At 64.9% G+C, this 16,129-nt stretch carries 14 protein-coding genes; 11 read left to right on the top strand and 3 right to left on the bottom strand.

Annotation, left to right across the window (positions count from 1 at the left end; genetic code table 11):
• The first annotated feature begins 136 nt into the window (after positions 1-136).
• The 11 genes from ACW7G6_RS04705 to ACW7G6_RS04655 all read left to right on the top strand — a co-directional run bounded on the left by ACW7G6_RS04705 (position 137) and on the right by ACW7G6_RS04655 (position 13,148).
• A complete protein-coding gene (locus tag ACW7G6_RS04705; RefSeq protein ID WP_456979902.1) occupies positions 137-1,648 on the top strand; it encodes an oligosaccharide flippase family protein in 1,512 nt (503 codons plus the stop codon).
• A 15-nt stretch (positions 1,649-1,663) separates the two neighbouring features.
• On the top strand, positions 1,664-2,782 hold the full coding sequence (locus ACW7G6_RS04700) for a glycosyltransferase family 2 protein (protein WP_456979684.1): 1,119 nt from the start codon (positions 1,664-1,666) through the stop codon (positions 2,780-2,782).
• A gap of 121 nt (positions 2,783-2,903) precedes the next feature.
• Positions 2,904-4,178, top strand: coding sequence for an O-antigen ligase family protein (locus tag ACW7G6_RS04695; RefSeq protein ID WP_456997641.1), 1,275 nt, complete (start codon positions 2,904-2,906; stop codon positions 4,176-4,178).
• Entirely contained in the window at positions 4,175-5,398 is a 1,224-nt protein-coding gene (locus ACW7G6_RS04690) for a glycosyltransferase (protein ID WP_456997640.1), read from the top strand. The genes ACW7G6_RS04695 and ACW7G6_RS04690 overlap by 4 nt, the downstream gene beginning before the upstream one ends.
• Before the next feature lie 112 nt (positions 5,399-5,510).
• Entirely contained in the window at positions 5,511-5,759 is a 249-nt protein-coding gene (locus ACW7G6_RS04685; protein WP_456979681.1) for an acyl carrier protein, read from the top strand.
• Positions 5,760-5,767: 8 nt separating this feature from the next.
• Entirely contained in the window at positions 5,768-7,342 is a 1,575-nt protein-coding gene (locus ACW7G6_RS04680; protein ID WP_456979680.1) for a class I adenylate-forming enzyme family protein, read from the top strand.
• Positions 7,339-8,331, top strand: a complete 993-nt coding sequence (gene nadE, locus ACW7G6_RS04675; RefSeq protein WP_456997639.1) for an NAD(+) synthase — start codon at positions 7,339-7,341, stop codon at positions 8,329-8,331. The genes ACW7G6_RS04680 and nadE overlap by 4 nt, the downstream gene beginning before the upstream one ends.
• Positions 8,321-9,406, top strand: a complete 1,086-nt coding sequence (locus ACW7G6_RS04670; RefSeq protein WP_456997638.1) for a hypothetical protein — start codon at positions 8,321-8,323, stop codon at positions 9,404-9,406. The genes nadE and ACW7G6_RS04670 overlap by 11 nt, the downstream gene beginning before the upstream one ends.
• A 15-nt stretch (positions 9,407-9,421) precedes the next feature.
• Positions 9,422-10,639, top strand: a complete 1,218-nt coding sequence (locus tag ACW7G6_RS04665) for a GNAT family N-acetyltransferase (RefSeq protein WP_456997637.1) — start codon at positions 9,422-9,424, stop codon at positions 10,637-10,639.
• The gene (locus ACW7G6_RS04660) at positions 10,636-11,901 is read left to right on the top strand and encodes a glycosyltransferase family 4 protein (protein ID WP_456979676.1); all 1,266 of its coding nucleotides are present in this window, start codon (positions 10,636-10,638) and stop codon (positions 11,899-11,901) included. The genes ACW7G6_RS04665 and ACW7G6_RS04660 overlap by 4 nt, the downstream gene beginning before the upstream one ends.
• Positions 11,898-13,148, top strand: a complete 1,251-nt coding sequence (locus ACW7G6_RS04655) for a pyridoxal-dependent decarboxylase, exosortase A system-associated (protein WP_456979675.1) — start codon at positions 11,898-11,900, stop codon at positions 13,146-13,148. Before ACW7G6_RS04660 ends, ACW7G6_RS04655 begins: the two co-directional genes overlap by 4 nt.
• 27 nt (positions 13,149-13,175) lie before the next feature.
• On the opposite strand, the gene ACW7G6_RS04650 is transcribed toward ACW7G6_RS04655, so the two are convergent.
• Genes ACW7G6_RS04650 through ACW7G6_RS04640 form a run of 3 tightly spaced genes read right to left on the bottom strand, consistent with a single transcriptional unit; the run spans position 13,176 to position 16,122 of the window.
• A complete protein-coding gene (locus ACW7G6_RS04650) occupies positions 13,176-14,000 on the bottom strand; it encodes an acyltransferase (RefSeq protein WP_456979674.1) in 825 nt (274 codons plus the stop codon).
• Between the two features lie 48 nt (positions 14,001-14,048).
• Positions 14,049-15,371, bottom strand: coding sequence for a hypothetical protein (locus tag ACW7G6_RS04645; protein WP_456979673.1), 1,323 nt, complete (start codon positions 15,369-15,371; stop codon positions 14,049-14,051).
• Positions 15,358-16,122: a polysaccharide biosynthesis protein gene (locus tag ACW7G6_RS04640; RefSeq protein WP_456979672.1), complete on the bottom strand. Its 765-nt coding sequence runs from the start codon at positions 16,120-16,122 to the stop codon at positions 15,358-15,360. The genes ACW7G6_RS04645 and ACW7G6_RS04640 overlap by 14 nt, the downstream gene beginning before the upstream one ends.
• Positions 16,123-16,129: the final 7 nt, after the last annotated feature.

Raw genomic sequence — 16,129 nt, 5'->3', positions numbered from 1 at the left:
CGTGGCCGGCGGGGGCGTCGCCGTGCGTTTGTCACAGTAGGCTCCGCTTGAATTGCGATCACATCCCTTGTCGCACCAGCACATAAACAAGCAGACAAACCAGCAGTTCAGCGGTCTCGCCGCAATTCGCGGTGCGATGATGGTGATGGGGTCAACGTATGTCACCTACGCACTGGGGCTGCTGGCCAGCATCATCGTTGCACGGGTGCTGGGGCCCGACGATTTTGGGCGCTACGCCTACGTCGTCTGGTTGGCCGGTCTGCTGATCATGATCGGCAACAACGGCTTGAATGCTTCGACGATCCGCTTCGTCTCCGAAAGCCTGGGGCGCCAGTCACCCGGGTCGGCACGCGCCGTCCATGGCTGGGCACGGCGCCGCCAATACGCATGCCTGATGTTGGTTGCCGTGGCCTTCGCGGCGTTGTTTCCATTCTCGATGCCGGACGGTTGGGAAGGACACGCATGGGTCTTCGTCGCACTGACATTGTGTGCAGCGATCCCGAAGGCGCTGTTCCTGTTCGACGCCTCCGTTGGCAAGGGCTACGGCCGTTACGAGGTCGAGGCGCTGTCGGCCGTGGTGATGAGCATCATCAACATCATCGCCGTGCTGGTACTCATGCAGATGGGGGCCGGGCTTATCGGTTACATGGCGCTGTTTGCGGCGACCAGCGTGGGCTACGCGGTGTCGTCACGGCTACGGCTGCGTGCACGTGGCCTGCATCCCACCCGGGCCCCGGTGCCCCCCGAGTTGCTGGCGCGGTTGCGCCCCCATCTGTTCTGGACGTTGATCCTCGCGTTGGCCTACGCATTCAACAACAAGTCCATCGAGACCTATCTGCTGAACGATCTTGTGGGCGCGGCGGCGGTCGGCTATTTCGCGATTGCCGGTGCGCTGACCAAGGGGGGCATGGAGATGTTGTCCTCCGGTTTGTCGACGGTGCTGATGCCGATGATGGCGCACGCGTATGGACAGGGACGCGACGAGCGCGCCGGGCTGATCATGGCCAGCGCGATGCGCTATTTCTCGTTCATCGGTCTATTGCTGGCCGGCATCGGCGTGTTGGTGGCGGCACCCGCGGTCACGCTCCTGTACGGAGATGCCTACGCTGGAGTGATCCTTCCCTTCCAGATCATGATTGCGGTGGCCGGGCTGACGCTCGCCGATGGCGCTCTCAACGCACTGCTTTCCACCACCGACAACCAACGCATCCGCGTCGTCTTCGTCGCCGTGTCGCTGGGCATCACCGCTGCCCTGGCTTTCTGGTTGATTCCCCGTTTTGGGCTGATGGGCGCAGTGATCGCACACGCCGGCTCACGACTCATCGTCTTCATCGCCATTGCCTGCGGAATCAGCCGGATGATGCGCATGCATGTGCCGTGGCGCGAACTGGCCCGACTGCTGCTCGCCGCCGTGGTTGCCGCGATGGTCGCTGCGGTGCCGATGATCATGGTGCCGGGGCAATGGATCGGTTGGGTGGCAAGTGTCCTGTACGCCGTTGTTTTTGTTTCCGGCAGTGTTGTTTTCGGGGCGTGGCGGGCGCCCGATGCGGCGCAACTGCTTGGGTTCCTGGCGCAGTACCCGCGTCTGCACGCCCGCCTGGCGGGGCCCATTGGGCGCTGGGCGCAGGGGTTGCCGAATGGGCATTGACGGGAGCCGGAAGCGATGAGCATCGTCTTCTGGGGCTGCGCGGCGCTGATCACGTTCACCTATGTCGGATATCCCGCGTGGGTGCATGTGCTGGCAAAACTCCGGCCCCAGCCGGTGGCGAGATCGCCCATCACCCCGACTGTCACCGCCATTGTTTGTGTGTATGACGGTGAAAAACGGGTGCGTGCCAAGCTGGAGAACCTGCTGTCGCTGGATTATCCCTCGGCATTGCTGGATGTCGTGGTGGTCTGCGATGGCTGCACGGACCGGACGGCCGATGCCTGCCGCGCCATGGACGCCCGGCGCGTGCAGGTGCTCGAGTTCAGCCGTCGCCGTGGCAAGGCGGCGTGTCTCAACGACGCCGTCGCGGCGGCGAGTGGGGACATCCTGCTGATGGTCGACGTGCGCCAACGCATCGAACTGCTGGCACTGCGGGCACTGGTGGCCTGTCTGGCCGATCCCATGGTGGGTGCCGTGGGCGGGGAGTTGCGTTTCGAGCACCCCGGCACCGGGTTTGCCGCCAGCGTGGATGCCTACTGGCGCTATGAAAAGGCCATTCGGCATGCGGAAAGCCAGGCCGGTTCGGTGGTGGGAGTGAGTGGCGCGCTGTACGCGGTGCGCAGGGAGCTTTTCGTCCCGTTGCCCGAGGGCACGGTGCTGGACGATGTGCTGGTTCCGATGCAGGTGGTCCGGCAACGCCGGCGGGTGGTGTTCGAGCCGGGCGCGCGGGCCTGGGACCACGCCTCGGACTCGGTTGCAGACGAGCGACGGCGCAAGGTCCGCACGCTCGCTGGCAACCTGCAACTGGTACAACTGGCGCCATGGCTGGCCAACCCGCTGCAGAACCCGATCTGGTTCCGTTTCAGTTGCCATAAGCTGCTGCGCCTGGTGGCGCCGTGGGCGCTGTTGTTGATGCTGGTTGCGGTTGCTGCGCTGGCTTCGCAGCATCCGTTCTATCGGGCATGCCTGGTCGCCGCGGCGCTGGTTGCGGTGGTAGTGGCGGCGGCTCCGGCGGTACCGCGACTGGCGTCGATGTGGCCGGTCAGGCTGCTGGTTGCCTTCGTTCACATGAACCTGTATTCCGCGCAGGCGACCGTGGCATTCGTTCGCCGGCGGACGCTGCATCTGTGGTGACCCCGCGCGGCAGTCGCTTGCGTTGTCCCTGCGTGTCGATGGAGGTATCGCGTGCGGCGCGGCCCGATTCGGCGCGAGCCCGTGGAGTACGGGCGGATGGTTCTGCGGGAGACGCCTGACATTGGTTCCTTTCATTTTCATCGTGGCTTACCTGGTGCTCGTGCTGGTACGTCCCCAGGAGTATCCGCAATGGGCGCAGACGGGCATTCCGTTCCTGCCGATCGCGTTGGTGACGGCGCTGCTGGCATGGCTGCCGTCCAGTGACAAGCGTTTTGACGAACCCCAGTACGTGCTGCTGGCGCTGCTGCTGGTGGTCACCAGCCTGTCGGTTGCCATCAACGGCTGGACCGGCGGCGCGGTGGAGCATTTCAACGTGTTCGCCCCGACGCTGGTCGCGTTCGTCCTGCTTGCCAACACAACCCTGACCCGCAAACGGGTGGTGTTCGTCATTGGTGTGTTTACGGCCTGCGCCGTGCTGCTGGCAATACATGGCATCAAGCAGTCCGCGACCGGGCTGGGCTGGACCGGGATGCCGCTGGTCGATGACGGCCGCATCCAGTACGTCGGTATCTTCAGCGACCCAAATGATCTGGGCATGCTGTTTGTGATCTGCATGCCCATGGCCGTCTATCTCGGCGGCCGTGGCGGATTATTGGGTTTGCGGCGACTGGTCTGGATGACGGCCGCGGGCTTGCTGCTGTACGGAATCTATCTCACCAACTCGCGTGGCTCGTTGCTCGCGCTGGTAGTGATGAGCGGGGCCTACCTGTGGCAGCGACGCGGGCCGGTCACCGCGTTGGTGCTGGCCGCGGTCTGCCTGACGCTGTTGAAACTGCTGCCGTCACGACTGGATCAGCTCGACGTTCAGGAGCAATCCGCGAGCGGTCGCGTGGAAGCGTGGTACGAAGGGATGCAGATGTTCATTGCCAACCCCGTGATCGGTGTCGGCACGGGTCGGTTTACCGATTTCAACGCGCTCACTGCACACAACTCGCTCATTCTGGTGCTGGCCGAGAATGGGTTCATCGGTTTCATCATCTGGTTTGCCTTCATGGGCTACTGCTTCTGGATGATGGTTCGGATCCTGCGTCACGTACCCGAGTTGGTAGACGATGAGGACGCGCTCGAGTGGCAGCGCGACCGCACGATTGCGATGACGTTGCTGGTGTCGCTGGTGGGGTATGCCTCCACCGCGTTCTTCCTCAGCCGCAGCTACGTCATGCTGCCGTACCTGCTGGCCGCGCTGGTCGTGGCGCATTTCACCGGGGTACGGGAGCGGTTCCCGGACATCCGGCCATTCCACCTCAGCCAGGACCTGCTTCGCTGGTTGCTGCTGGGCTGCGTCGCGGTCGTGGGGTTCTACGTGATGCTCAAGATACTGCTGGCAATGTCATGACCAGCGCACAGCCAGTGCCTGAGGCAGCGGCATCCCGCGACAAGCCGTCCACGCTTCGCATCGCCCTGGTGACGCCGATATTGCCGGTACCCCATGACAAGACCCGGGGCCGCTACATCCACGAGACCGCGCGCGCGCTGGGCCGGCTGGCCACGGTGCGGGTGTTCCTGCCACAGGTGCGCTATCTGCGCTTGCCCGGGCTGGCACCGCGCAGCTTCCTGCATGGCGAGGTTGGCGCGGACTACCAGCTCGATGGCATTGAGCTGGAACCCTATACCTACCCGGGGGTGCCCGGGCTTTCGCGAGCCACCAATGGCGTTGTCGGTGCCCATGCGCTGACCCCGCGGCTGCGTGCATTCCGGCCTGACGTGGTACTCGCCTACTGGGTATATCCCGATGGCTACGCGGCGCTCCACGCAGCGCGACGGTTGGGTGTGCCTTGCATCGTCGGCGCGCGTGGCTCGGATATCCACGTGCGATCGGGTGTCAACGCCTACCTGACACGCAAGGTGCTCGCCGGCGCGGACGCGGTGCTCACCGTCAGCCAGGCCATGCGCGCCGCTGCCATCGACACCTTTGGCGCACCGGGCTCCAAGGTGCGCACGATCGTCAACGGCATCGATACCCAGGTGTTTCATCCCCGTGACCGCAGCACCATGCGCACGCGCCTGGGAATCGAGCCTGATGCGCGGCTGGTCACCTATGTGGGGCGGTTCGTCGAATCCAAGGGCCTCATCGAGCTGTTGCAGGCATTCGCCGCCATCGCCGGGCGCGATCCGCGCGCGCGCCTGGCGCTGGTCGGCGACGGTGTGATGCGGACACAGCTGCCGGAGCTGATCCGCGGCCATGCACTGGAGTCGCGCGTGTATCTGCCGGGCAGCATGGAGCCGACCGGCGTCGCGGAGTGGATCGGCGCCTCCGACGTGCTGACGCTGCCGAGTTGGTCGGAGGGCTACCCCAACGTGGTGGTCGAAGCCATTGCGTGTGGATGCCCGGTGGTGGTGAGTGATGTCGGTGGCGCGGGGGAGATCGTCAACCCGCGCAGTGGCATCCTGGTGCCGCCCCGCGATCCGGCGGCGCTGGAACGGGCGTTGGACACGGCATTGGCAAGCGACTGGGATCGCGCGGCAATGGCAGTGTCGATGCGACGTGGCTGGGATGACGTCGCCACTGACACCCTGGCCGCTTGCGAGCAGGTACTGGCCGGCCGCGGCCCCTGAGCGACGCGCTCGAGCGGCGGCAAACCCAAACGGCTGCAAATACGAGTGTCGGCCGGTTGCCGCAGCGGATGTCGTTCTACTTTGTACCTGATGCTGCGAGCCACCGACTGCAATGGACTTCAAGAGTACGATCAAGCCCTTCATCCTCGGCAACTTCCTGTTTACCGAGGACACCAGCGCCCTTGCCGATGACACGTCACTGATCCGTGGTGGAATCGTGGATTCGACCGGGATCCTCGAGCTTATCGAGTTCATGGAGACGACCTACGGCATCCGCGTCCAGCCTGCGGAGATGGTCCCGGCAAACTTTGATTCGCTCGACACCATCAGTGCGTTCCTGTCCCGAAAGATGGCGGCGTGAGTCACACGATGCAACCGCTTGCCTCACGCTTGCTTGCCACCGCCCGATCCGACCCGCACCGGGTTGCGATCGTGGATGGCGAGCGCCGGGTGACCTACGGGGAACTGGCGGATGGTGCGAAGCGTTTCGCCGGATGGCTGCGGGCGCGCGGACTGGGCGCCGGCGAGCGTATCGCCATGGCGCTGCCCAACTGCACCGAAGCCGTCATCGCCTGCTACGGCAGTTGGTTGGGCGGCTGTGTGGCGGTGCCGCTGAATGTGCAGGCCCGAGGACACGAACTGGGCGCCTGGCTCCGTCATGCCCGGCCGAAGGTGCTGGTTCACGAGGCCGGAAACAAGGAAGTCGATGCGGCGCTGGCTGCGGTCGGCTCTGCGCCATTGCGCATCGTATTGGGCGCGGGAGAAGTACCGGCCGGCGGCATCGTTTGGCAGCAGGTGCTTGAATCTGCACCAGCGCTGTCGACCGCACACATTGTCGAACCGGTTGCGACCATCCTGTACACGTCCGGCACTACCGGCTCACCCAAGGGGGTGACCCTGACCCACGCGAACGTGGCCGCCAATACCGGCGCCATCGTCAGCTATCTGGAGCTGACCCGACGCGACAGCACGGTCACGGTACTGCCGTTCTATTACTCCTATGGCGCATCGGTGCTGCACACGCATCTGGCGGTCGGCGGTCGCGTGGTACTTGAGCCGAACCTGGTGTTCCCGGTCGTGGTCGTGGAAACCATCGAGCGTGAGCGGGTCACCGGATTTTCCGGCGTCCCATCGACATTCTCGTTGCTGCTTGAACGGGTGCCCCTTGCCGAGCACGACCTGTCCTCATTGCGGTATCTCACCCAGGCCGGCGGGGCAATGCATCCGGCGCTCATCAAGCAGGTGCGCGAGGCTATCCCGCAGGCGCGATTGTTCGTGATGTATGGCCAGACCGAGGCCACCGCACGTCTGGCATGGCTACCGCCAGAGCGTCTGGATGACAAGCCCGGATCAGCCGGCAAAGCGATCCCCGGTGTGCAGGTTGAAGTGCGTGACGACGCCGGCCGGACGCTGCCGCCGGGTGCCGCAGGTGAAGTCTGGGCGCGCGGCGACAACGTCATGGCCGGCTACTGGAACGACCCGGTCGCCACCGCACGGGTACTGCGCGACGGTTGGCTGCGCACCGGTGACATGGGGCATATCGATGACGAGGGCTATCTGTACCTGGACGGGCGACGCAGCGACATGATCAAGACCGGGGCGCACCGCGTGCACCCGCTGGATGTGGAAGAAGTCGTGTGCGAGTTGCCCGGGGTCGTTGATGCCGCGGTCGTCGGCGTCGATGAGCCAACGCTGGGACAGGTCATCAAGGCCTTCATCGTGGTCGGTGACGGCGCGCGGGTGGATGCCGACCTGGTCCGTGGCCATTGCCGCCAGCGCCTGGCGACCTACAAGGTTCCCCGGCACGTGGAGTTTGTACCGGCATTGCCAAGGACTGCTTCCGGCAAGGTCCGGCGCGCCGTACTGGTCGATCCCTCATTGGCCGAGCGGTCATGGACCGGGCCGACATCAGCTGTGTCGTCCGCCGTGCAGGAGGTTCCGTGAAACCGCTGACTTTCGATGTGCTCAAGATCGACCTGGAGCGCGAAGCGGCGCGTATCGCCGCCCGCGTGCGTGAGGTTACCGCTGGCGTGTTGCACAAACGTGGGCTGGTGGTGGCGATTTCCGGTGGCATCGACTCGTCGTGCTGCGCGGCGCTGGCGGTGCGTGCGCTTGGACCGGAACGCGTGTTTGCGTTGATCCTGCCGGAGCGTGACTCCCATGACGACAGCGCCGTCCGGGCCGGCATCCTTGCCGGGCATCTGGGCATCCGCGCATTGACGGTGGATATTGCCCCGGCGCTGGAGGCCATCGGCTGTTACGCCGAGCGCGATGCCGCGGTGCGTCGTGCACTGCCCGCCTATGCGGATGGCTGGCGCTTCAAGATCGTGATCGATGGCGGAGTCGAGGGCCGCGTCAACATCTTCAAGCTGGTCGCCGAGGCACCGGACGGGACGATACATGAGTGTGCGCTCAGCCTCTCGGAATACCTGCAGATTGTTGCGGCGACCAACTTCAAGCAACGCATCCGCAAGACCCTGGAGTACTACCACGCGGACCGGCTCAATTATGCCGTGGTCGGCACCCCCAACCATCTGGAGTACGACCAGGGCTTCTTCGTGAAAAACGGCGATGGCTCCGCGGACATCAAGCCGATTGCCCACTTGTACAAGACCCAGGTCTACGCGATGGCGCGGCATCTCGGCCTGCCAGAGCGGGTCTGCGACGTGGTGCCGACGACCGACACCTACAGCCTCGCGCAGGGACAGGACGAGTTCTATTTCGCGTTGCCCTACCGGGAAATGGATCTAGCGCTTTGGGCGCGCGACCACGGCTATCCGGCCGGTGAACTGGGGCGTGCGCTGGACATCGACGTGGCACGGGCGGAGTCGATTTACGCCGACATCGACAACAAGCGCCGCACGACCCGCTACCTGCATGAGCCGCCGGTGCTGGTTGGCGGCACGGACGTGGAGCAAGGACATGGGCGTTGAGTGCGCCGTTGCGGTCCCTGCCTACTCGATATGTGCCGCCGACAGCGCTGATGATGCCCGCAGCGCGACGATCCAGGCCTGGCGCGGCAACCTCAGTGGTTGCGACGAGCTGCAGGGGGAACGCTTTGACGCGCTGTTCGTGCGCTCGCCGTTTGGCGCGCCCGCGCTGCGCTTCATCGTTGATGGATCCAGCGGTCGCCGGGTAGGCGTGGCGGCTTTGGCGCCACGGCTGATGAGCCTGGGTGGCGACGAGGTCCGCGTAGGCGTGGTGTCCCATCTGGCCATTGATCCGGAGCACCGCTCGCTGGGCCCTGCCTTGATGCTGCTCGATGAACTGCTTGCCGCGGGAGCAGGGCGCTTCGACTTCATATATGGATTGCCGCGAAACAGTGAAGGCGCCGATGCCGCGCTGAGGCGGGCGGGGCTGAAGCCGGTCGGCGTGATGGAGCGGCATATAAAGCTGGTGCGGCATGGTTTCTATCTGGCGCGCCGGTTGCCTGCCCTGCTGGCTCCCGTGGCGCGCCTTGTCGGTTGGATCGCCGATGTGGGCGATCGGTTCCGCGGGGTGTCGCCGGGGTCGACCCACGAGACCGAATGGGTAAAGGTCGTGGACGGACGCATGGACCAGATCTGGGCGACCTCCGGGCCCGGTACGGCGCTGACGGCCACGCGCGATGCCCGGATGCTGGGCTGGCGGTTTGACCAGTCGGCCGATCCCATCACGCGTTACCTTGTGGTCAGTGATGCCGTAAGCGGCGAGGCACGCGCCTGGTTCGCCTGTGACGTGGATCCCCAGTGGCCGCATATCCTGGATGTGCAGGACTTCTGGTCGGCGGAACCCGGCGGGACGCCGACGCGGGCATTGGTGGAGTCGCTGGTTCGCCAAGCGCGGCGTGACGGATATTCGGCGATCAGTATCCATATCTGTGGCCCGGACACTTCGATCAGTTCGTGGCGATCGGTGGGGTTTGTCGAGCGCGGGCGGCAACAGATCTTTGGTTGCTGGTTGAACCAGGGCTTGCGTGCAGGTGGGCCGCCCGATCTGCATTTCACCAATATCGACCTGGATGGTTAGGAGTATCGCCAGAGCATGGACATGTTGATTGCCAGCCGTCGTGTAGCACCTGCCCGGGCAAGCGTCGCCACTGCGTCGGCGGTGCGTGGTGAATTACTCGACGTGGACCGGTATCCGGGGCTCGCCGTCGATTGGATGCGTTTGGAGTCCCAGTGCGACGCTTCCCCCTTTACCTCCTGGGCGTGGGTATCGACGTGGCTCGCGATGCTGCCAGGCACCTGCCGCCCACTGGTGTTCCGGGCCTCCGACGAGACCGGGGTGTTTGCGCTGTGCTTGTTGGTGAAGGCGCCCGAGCGCGGCGTGGGTCGCTTGTTTGGCAGCCACTCGTTGTTGCTGCAGGAGACCGGCGATGCCCAGGTTGATCAGGTCACCATCGAGTACGCCGGCCTGCTGGTGCGCGCCGGCGCCGAAGCCCTCGGGTATGCGACGCTGTTCGAGTCCATCGAGCGCCTGGGTGGGAGCTGGCGTCGGTTGAGGATCAGTGCCACCGCCCAAGCCGACGCCATCCTGTCTGCGCTGCCGGCCGGCCTGGATGCGGCAAGTGTCGACGCACGCCCATCGTACTTCGTTGACCTGGCTGCGCTGCGGGCGTCGCAGCGCAGCTATCACGCCAGTCTCGGCGCCAGTACCCGCGGGTCGCTCAACCAGACCCGGCGGGGTTACCACGCACATGGCGAGTTGTGTGCACAGGTCGCGGGGGATGCGAATACCGCCCTGGCCTGGCTCGATGAACTCGCCGATCTGCACACCCGATACTGGAAGACCCGGGGCAAGCCGGGTTCGTTCTCAAGCGCGTTCTTCTGCCAGTTCCATCGCGCCCTGGTGGGCGCTGGCACGGGCACTGGTTTCACCCGGTTGACCCGCGTCAGCGCCGGACCGCTCATCGTTGGTTATGTCTACAACCTCGCTTGGCGTGATCGGATTTATTACTACAACAGCGGCCTGAACTACGGCGCGCTGCCCAAGCACGACCGTCCCGGGCTGGCTGCATTGCACGCAACGATCGAGCAGGCGCTGGCCGAGGGATGGGATCAGTTCGACTTCCTCGCCGGTGCCCAGGAGTACAAGCGCCGCCTGGCCAGCGACGCGCGCAGGCTTCACTGGGTTGACATCCGGCGCCATGGCGCGCGGATGTCCGGTGAGCGCCTGACCGCGAGGTTGATGAAGAAAAACACATTTGGCAGGTCGCTGGCGAATGCGCGGGCGACAGATGCCGGGCAGCCGGACGCATGAATGACGCATTGGGCAAGAGCCAACAAGTTGACCAGCAGGAGATGATCATGCCGGACGGGGACAGGCAGCCGCGCGTACGCCGCGTGCTCTACCACCATCGCACCCAGGGCAAGGCCGTGGAGGGCGTGCACATTCGCGGCATCACCGATGCCTTGCGCGCGCAGGGGGTTGAAGTCGACATCATCTCGCTGCCGGGCGCCGATCCGTACTCGTCACCCAAGGCCATGTCGCCGACACGCCAGGGCAAGCCCTGGATGGGCGCGGTGACCCACTTGCCGGAGCCGTTGTTCGAGCTGGTCGAGATTGCTTACAACCTGGTGGCCGGGTGGCGGATCCGTGCGTGGCTGCGCCGCAACCCCGATGTGGACTTCATCTACGAGCGCTACTCGTTGTTCATGTTCGAGTCGATACGGATCGCCCGCAAACGCGGGATCCCGATCATCCTGGAGGTCAACGATTCGGCGACGGCGGTGCGGGTCCGTCCACTGTTTTTCCAGAAACTCGCCACCGCCGTCGAACGCTGGGTGTTGCGCAATGCATCGGGATTGGTGTTCGTATCGGGCATTTTCCGTGACCGCGCCCAGGCGGCACACGGTGAGATTGCGCCGGCCATCGTGACCCCGAATGCGGCCAACATCGACAAGTTCACCTTCACCGCGACCCAGCGGGACGAGGCGCGCAAGCGACTGGGACTGGAGGGGCACACGGTCTGCGGTTACCTGGGGGCATTCGTGCCGTGGCATGCGATCGATGCCTTCGTGCACCGTATTGCCGGCCGCCTTGCCGAGGCGCCGAGCCTGAAGCTGCTGCTGGTGGGTGATGGTGCGACCTATCCCGCGCTCAAGGAATTTGTCGATTCGCACGCGCTTGGATCGCAGGTGGTACTGACTGGCCGGGTCCCGCATGACGAGGTGCCGGGTCTGCTCGCGGCGATGGACATGGCCATCCTGCCCAGCGCTGGTGACTACACCTCGCCGGTCAAGTTGTTCGAGTTCATGGCTTGCGGCGTGCCGCCGGTAGCCCCGGACTTCGCGCCTATCCGTGAGGTGCTGGTCGAAGACAAGACGGGTTGGATGTTCAATGCGGGTGATCTCGACGCGGCCGTTGAACGGGTGCTGGTGCAGAGCCGTGACGCCGCCGGGTTGACGCGTGTCGGTGCGAATGCGCGTGCCTACGTCGCGGCCAACCGGCAGTGGCATCACAATATCTCCCAACTGCTCGACTTCCATGCCGCCCTGGCCGGCAAGGCCGTGTCCGCGTGACCGGCGCTTCCAGGAAACCCGACCCCGCGGACGAATGGCCTCGGGACAGCGCCGGGGAGCTGGTGCTTGCCGGTGGCCAGCCGCTGTCACGGGTGGTGGCAGCGGTCGGCGGAACGCCGTGCTATCTGTATGACCGGACGCGTTTGAGCGAGCGAGCAAACGGGCTGCGGGCGTTGCTGCCCCCGCAGGTGCAGCTGCACTATGCGATGAAGGCCAACCCGATGCCGGCGCTGGTGTGCCATATGGCGGGTCTGGTCGATGGTATTGATGTGGCCTCCGCCGGCGAGCTGCGGGTGGCGCTGGATTCGGGCATGTCCGCGCAGCACATCAGTTTCGCCGGGCCAGGCAAGTCCGATCGCGAGTTGTTGCAGGCGCATGCGGCCGGCATCCTGGTCAATATCGAGTCATTCCGTGAGGTCGGGATACTGGCGCGTGCCAGTGAGGCCGATGGACGACCGGCACGCGTCGCGGTGCGGGTCAACCTGCCGTTCGAGCTCAAGGCCTCCGGCATGAAGATGAGCGGCGGTGCGCGCCAGTTCGGGGTTGATGCGGAGCTGGTGCCGGAGCTGCTGGCCGAGATTGCCACCGCCGGACTGGCGTTCGAAGGTTTTCACATGTTTGCCGGCTCGCAGAACCTGCGCCAGGCGGCCATCGTCGAGGCCCAACTGCGTAGCTATGAGCAGGCTCTGGAATGGCAGGACTTGCTACCGGCACCCGTGCGCAGCCTGAACCTGGGAGGCGGCTTCGGCATTCCCTATACCGCCGGCGAATCTCCACTGGATCTGGCGCCGGTGATCGATAACCTGGCAACACTGGGTGCGCGCGCGGAAGCCGACATGCCTGGCGCTCACCTGGTCATTGAGTTGGGCCGTTACCTGGTCGGCGAAGCCGGGCTGTACGTTACCCGCGTGGTTGACCGCAAGATCTCGCGTGGCCAGGTGTTCCTGGTGGTCGATGGTGGCATGCACCACCATCTTGCGGCGTCAGGCAACTTTGGCCAGGTGTTGCGAAGGAACTATCCCGTCTCGATCAACCCCGTTTCGATCAAGGGGCAGGCTGGCGAGCGTGAAATCGCCAGCGTGGTTGGCCCGCTATGTACGCCGCTGGACCTGCTTGCCGATCGCATGGACCTCGCCGTTGCGCAGGTGGGTGATCTGGTGGTGGTGTTCCAGTCCGGCGCATACGGACGCAGTGCCAGCCCACGTGCGTTCCTGGGGCATCCCGACGTAGTAGAGGCGCTGGTCTGAGGAGCGAGTGGCAGCGTGGGTGGCGCGCTACGACGATTGCGCTGACGGCCGGCACAACGGCGCCGCTGGCGCCGCCGCACGGCCGGTAGCCGCTGTGGGCTTTGTCGGCGCGGTCGCGGGTACCAGATGCTCCCGCCCGGGCGGCGGCGCCAGCGTCGCGATGCGCCGGGCCGGATTGCCGGCGACCACCGTGTACGGGTGGATGACACCCGAGACCACCGATTGCGCCGACACGATGCTGCCCTCGCCAATCTCTGTGCCTGGCATCACCAGCACGCCGGTGCCAATCCAGACGTTGTCGTGGACCCTGATCGGCTTGACGTCGTCGAAGCTGGGCCCATCGCCGGCCTTGCGTTGACCCGGGTCGGACGGATGGCCACCGGAGTCCCGGAAGGTGACGCCGCCGGCAACCTGCACGTGTGAGCCGAGCCGGATCTCGCGGCCGACCACGAACAGGACGTCGTGTGACAGGTCGGTGTGGTCACCGATCACCAGCCGCGGCAGCTCAACGAAACTGGCTGCGAAATGGATGCCCAGCTTCCCGCTGACGTGGACATGATCGCCCAACACCAGCTCCCCGCTGCCCTGCACCCAGGGCACGAATATTCCCGCGGTGACACCCTTGCCCACGCGCGTGCAATAGGCCTTCAACAATGGCTCTGCGACAAGTACGCGTCGCAGGAAAAACACGCCGCCGCGCAGCATCAGGAACAGCCACAGATACGGTCGCACCAGCACCCGTGGAGCGGGCAGGGTGATGCGATGTGCGCGTCGACGCAGCGTCCGAAGTGTTGCCGCTGCCGGGTGTGGAGACTTCCTGACCCAGTGGCGAAACGAGGCAAGCGATTTCATGTTGTTCCATCCTGCAGGCAGCTGTGGCGTGGCATCGAGGGAGCCCACCTACCGGTTGCGGTAGATGACCCTCAGGTACCAGACGTTCTGCTCCGCGTCGGCGGTCTCCACCGGGCTATTTCGCTCGTAGCGGTAATAGCTGAGGGCCGTGCTCCAGTGCCGCGACCACTGTTTGTCCAGGGTCAGTGAAAGATGGCGGGTGTCGTCGATACGGTCGATCTGACCATAGTCGACACGCTCGAAATTCACGTAGGACGACAGCGTCAGCGTGGGGCGGAAGCGATAGTCGACGCCGATCATGACGCCGCGGTTGTCTTCGTCATAGTTCAGCGCGTCGGGGTAGGTGATTCGCTCCGCGTAGGGCTCGATGAGGAACGTGGCACGGGTGCCATCGTAGGCATAACCCAACGCGATGCGTTGTTGCCGGTAGACCGCCGCGGTAATCGTGTCACCGTTGATCAGCACACGGTCCGGAATGGTTGTCCCACCGCCGATATCACCGATGGCGGCCGTGGCGGCGTCGGTAAACTGGTCGGCGGCAAACAAGGTGAAGCTGCTGCGCTCGCTCGGGTGCCAGGTGAGTTCACCGCGAGCCAGGGGGTTGGAGCGGTGGCCGGTGTGTTGATAGTCCAGGCGTGAGTAGCCCAGGTCCAGACCCAGCTCGACGCTCGGAAAGACACGCTCATAACGGACATACAGGTCGTTTCGCCTGTGGTCCAGGGCAGCAAGGTCGTCGTCGAAGTCGACATCCTGCGTCTGGGCGTTGAATGACAACGTACTGGCCGGACCAAGGTCCTTGGCAGCGCGCAGCGCCAGGCCCCAGCGCTGTGAGTTGAACTGGGGGGTGACTTCCGCGTCGGTATCGATGTAACGCGCTTCAAGCTGGCCCCGCATCGTCGGGCCGATGTTGAACATCAGGGTCGGACCCAGCGACAGGATGTTGACTTGCTGGCGGTTGTCGGGCGCGTCGGTGGCGAAGCGGTCGATCGGCTGCAGCTCAAGGCTGTCCTCAATGGTGAAGCTCAGGCGGTCCGGGATCATCAGCCAGTTCAAGCGGCCCGCCAGTATCCCTTCCACGCTGTCGGAATAAGCATGGTCCTGGAACATGCGGTAGTCGACACGACCGTCGAGGCTCGCCTGGATCGTCGACGTATCCTCCGTGGCCCGGAAGCCGATTCCGGTGCGCCAGATTTGCTGCTCGACCGGGTTCACTGCGTCCAGGCGCACGTTGTCGTCGTGCTCGATGCCAGCGTCGATGGCGTAGTCGACGCGTGCGGCATAAGCGTTGCCAGAGATTATCGCCACCAGGGCCGCGGCGATCACCCGGATCCGCATCCTGTGCTCCCCGGCCGAGCCGTCACGGCAGATCATTGAATACAATCCCGGCGAGCTTGGCCGGGTCGAAATTTGCGGCTGCCTCCTCGATGTTGCTGATGGTGACCTTGCCGTATCCCGCGACCAGTACCACCAGGTCGGCAAGCTCGGACAGGATCCGTGCATCCGGGGAGTTCAGGACCGAAGGGCCATCCAGGATGATGTAGCGATTGGGGCCGCTGCTACGCAACGAGTCGATCAGCGTGCGTGCGCGATGGGAGGTGAAATACTCGCCTGAAATCTCGTGTGTACCGCCGTTCGGGATCAGGTGCAAACGCGGGATCCCGGTCGGGTACTGGATCTGCGACAGCTCGGTGGCGCTGTCCTGGAGGTAGTCCATCAGCCCCCCGCTGGCGGCGCTCACGCCAAGAGCGGTGTGCTGGCTCGGATGCAGAGCGTCGCAATCAACAAGAAGAGCGGTCTTGGCCTCGTCGAACGCGAATGCCAGCGCCAGGTTGCGTGCCACGAAACTGCCGCCGCTGCAGCGGCCTACAGGCACCACCAGGGTGACGAAGCTCTGGTTGCCACCCAATGTCAGCAGGCGCGTTCGCAGATCGCGGAAGGCGTCCGCCTGGACCCGGATCGAATCCTGGCGATGGATCAGCCTGCGATCTTCCAGCGACCTGACGCTGAGGGGTTGTACCTCGGCGACTCGGGTGAGCGAGTGCAACTCGTCGTCGCCATCGCGGGCAGATACGAGCTCCTCGCGTCGTTTCACAGGCAGTTCCGGAGTATCGATGAAGTTCATTGCGATC

It is taken from the genome of Lysobacter sp. A421, assembly GCF_054052145.1.
Note: the sequence above shows the minus strand (reverse complement) of the source record. Positions and strands in the feature narration are given on the sequence as shown.